At 67.3% G+C, this 3,026-nt stretch carries 3 protein-coding genes; all 3 read left to right on the plus strand.

The genetic code is table 11. The annotated features are described in order from the left end of the window. The first annotated feature begins 140 nt into the window (after nucleotides 1-140). From NU1_RS07940 to NU1_RS07950, 3 genes are read left to right on the plus strand one after another with little or no spacing between them, the layout of a single operon-like run. Nucleotides 141-875, plus strand: coding sequence for a gamma-glutamyl-gamma-aminobutyrate hydrolase family protein (locus NU1_RS07940; RefSeq protein ID WP_067518926.1), 735 nt, complete (start codon nucleotides 141-143; stop codon nucleotides 873-875). Further along, complete coding sequence (locus NU1_RS07945; RefSeq protein ID WP_067518928.1) at nucleotides 872-2,236, plus strand: aldehyde dehydrogenase family protein; 1,365 nt, start codon at nucleotides 872-874, stop codon at nucleotides 2,234-2,236. Before NU1_RS07940 ends, NU1_RS07945 begins: the two co-directional genes overlap by 4 nt. Further along, a complete protein-coding gene (locus NU1_RS07950) occupies nucleotides 2,181-3,011 on the plus strand; it encodes a 3-oxoacyl-ACP reductase (RefSeq protein ID WP_371859777.1) in 831 nt (276 codons plus the stop codon). Before NU1_RS07945 ends, NU1_RS07950 begins: the two co-directional genes overlap by 56 nt. The last annotated feature ends 15 nt before the right edge of the window (nucleotides 3,012-3,026 follow it).

Consider the following 3,026-nt stretch of genomic DNA (forward strand, 5'->3'; position numbering starts at 1 on the left):
GGCCAAAAGCACGCCGGGATGACGGAGTTTCGACCCGCCGACATCGCGGGAGTACGAACCGCTGGCATGACGGGGGTACGAACCACCGGTACGACGGGCGTACGAACCACCGGTATGACGGGTGTTCGAACAACCTTCCGATGGCGGGAGGGCCAGCATTGCCTCCGGTAATCGGCCTGTCCACCTACTCCGAGCGCACCCGCTACGGTCCGTGGGACCAGGAGAGCGCGGTACTGCCGCGTGGCTATGTCGACCTGGTCGAACGCGCCGGGGGCATACCGGTGCTGCTACCACCGGTGGGAATCGCGCGGCGAGAACTGGTGGATCGGTTGGACGGGGTGGTGCTCACCGGTGGCGCCGATCTCGATCCCGCCCGCTACAACGCGGTGCCCCATCCGGCCACCCGCGGTATTCGAGTGGACCGGGACGAATTCGAGTTCACGCTGTTCGGGCTGGCCCGCGCCAGCGCCATGCCGGTACTCGCGATCTGTCGCGGCCTGCAATTGGTGAATGTCGCACTGGGCGGCACACTGCTGCAACATCTTCCGGATGTGCTCGGACACACCGATCACGCCCGCACCCCCGGAGTCTTCGGGACCACCCGGGTCGTGACCACCCCGCGCAGCCGGGTGGCCGCCATCGTCGGGCCCGAGGTGCGGGCGCAGTGCCACCACCACCAGGGGATCGATGTGCTCGCACCCGATCTGCTCGCGACCGCCCACGCCCCGGACGGCACCATCGAAGCGGTGGAGTCACGTGGCGGTCCATTCCTGGTGGGTGTCCAATGGCATCCGGAGGCCGATGCCACCGAGCATCGGCTCATGCGGGCACTGGTGTCGGAAGCAGCGGTATACGGAAGGGAGCGCGTTCGGTGACAACCTCACAGGTGATCAACCCCGCGACCGAAAAGGTGGTCGCCACCTTCGAATCGGCGGATGTGGCCGCGACCGACGCCGCCATCGAGCGCGCCCACCGCGCCGCACCGGGCTGGCGCGATATGGCACCGGGCGACCGGGCACGCCTGCTGCGCCGGTTCGCCGAAGCCGTCGATGCCGACCTGGAGAATCTGGCCCGGTTGGAGGTGGCCAATGCGGGCCACACCATCGGCAATGCCCGCTGGGAGGCGGGCAATGTGCGCGATGTCCTGCATTACAGCGCGGGTCTGCCGGAACGTCTGCTGGGCAGTCAGATTCCGGTCGCCGGTGGTATCGACATCACCTTCCACGAACCCCTGGGTGTGGTGGGCATTATCGTGCCGTGGAACTTTCCCATGCCCATCGCGGCCTGGGGTTTCGGCCCCGCGCTCGCGGCCGGGAATACCGTGGTGCTCAAACCCGCCGAACTCACGCCGCTGACCGCGCTGCGGCTCGGTGAGCTCGCACTGGCCGCGGGCCTGCCGGAGCACGTTTTTCAGGTCGTCTCGGGCAGAGGCTCGGTGGTCGGCCAGCGTTTCGTCACCCATCCCGCCGTGCGCAAGGTGGTGTTCACCGGTTCCACCGAGGTGGGCAAGCAGATCATGGCGGGCTGCGCCGAGCAGGTGAAGCGCGTGACGCTCGAATTGGGCGGCAAGAGCGCGAATATCGTCTTCGCCGACGCCGATCTGGACAAGGCCGCCGCCACCGCCCCGTACGCGGTCTTCGACAATGCCGGGCAGGACTGCTGCGCACGGTCCCGGATTCTGGTGCAGCGCAGTGTCTTCGATCGATTCCTGGAACTGCTGGAACCGGCGGTGCGGGGGGTGCGGGTCGGCGATCCCGCCGACGAGGCCACCGAGATGGGTCCGCTCATCTCGGCGGCGCACCGCGAGCGGGTCGCCGGATTCCTGGAGCCGTCGACCAAGGTGGCGTTCACCGGGACCCGGCCCGAGGGTCCCGGATTCTGGTTCCCGCCAACGGTGGTCCTACCCGCCGGGCCGACCGACCGGGTGCTGACCGAGGAGGTATTCGGTCCGGTGGTGGCGGTCCTCCCGTTCACGGACGAGGCCGATGCCATCCGGATCGCCAATGACTCCGAGTACGGCCTGTCCGGCTCCATCTGGACCTCGGATGTGGGCCGGGCACTGCGGGTCACCCGGGCCGTCGAGGCCGGGAATCTGTCGGTGAATTCGCACTCCTCCGTGCGGTATTGGACCCCGTTCGGCGGTTTCAAGCAGTCCGGACTCGGACGCGAACTCGGACCCGATGCCGCCCGCGCCTTCACCGAAACCAAGAACGTCTTCATCGCTACCGACCAATAGAGGAGATGCGTTGCAGCGCTTACAGGATCGAGTCGCGGTCGTCACCGGCGGCGGCAGTGGTATCGGCCTCGCCACCGTCCGCCGTTTCGCGGCCGAAGGGGCGAAAGTCGTTGTCGCGGATATCGATGCCACCTCGGGGGAGGCGGCGGCGACGGAAGTCGGTGGCCTGTACGTGAAGGTCGATGTCACCGACGAGGACCAGGTTCGGGCCATGTTCCAGACGGCCGTCGATACCTACGGCGGGCTGGATATCGCCTTCAATAACGCGGGAATCTCACCGCCCGACGATGATTCGATCCTCACCACGGGATTGGACGCCTGGCGTCGGGTGCAGGAGGTCAACCTGACCTCGGTCTATCTGTGCAGCAAGTACGCCATCGAGCATATGCTCGTGCGCGGCAAGGGCTCGGTGATCAATACCGCGTCCTTCGTCGCCGTCATGGGCGCGGCCACCTCCCAGATCTCCTACACCGCCTCCAAGGGCGGCGTACTCTCCATGAGCCGGGAACTGGGAGTGCAGTTCGCCCGCCAGGGCATTCGCGTCAATGCCCTGTGCCCCGGCCCGGTGAACACCCCACTGCTGCGAGAACTCTTCGCCAAGGACCCCGAACGCGCCGCCCGCCGACTCGTCCATATCCCGACCGGGCGATTCGCCGAACCGGAGGAAATCGCCGCCGCCGTAGCGTTTCTCGCCAGCGACGACGCCTCCTTCATCACCGCCTCGCAGTTCCTGGTCGACGGCGGCATCTCGGGGGCCTACGTGACGCCGTTGTAAACAGCGGATCCACTC

This window comes from Nocardia uniformis NBRC 13702 (genome assembly GCF_001613345.1).
In the GTDB taxonomy this organism is placed as follows: Bacteria; Actinomycetota; Actinomycetes; order Mycobacteriales; family Mycobacteriaceae; genus Nocardia; species Nocardia uniformis.

What these genes read in the sequence shown, in the direction of transcription:
- NU1_RS07940 (WP_067518926.1), top strand. Translation starts at nt 141, where the DNA reads ATGGCGGGAGGGCCAGCATTGCCTCCGGTAATCGGCCTGTCCACCTAC.
- NU1_RS07950 (WP_371859777.1), top strand. Translation starts at nt 2,181, where the DNA reads ATGCCGCCCGCGCCTTCACCGAAACCAAGAACGTCTTCATCGCTACCG.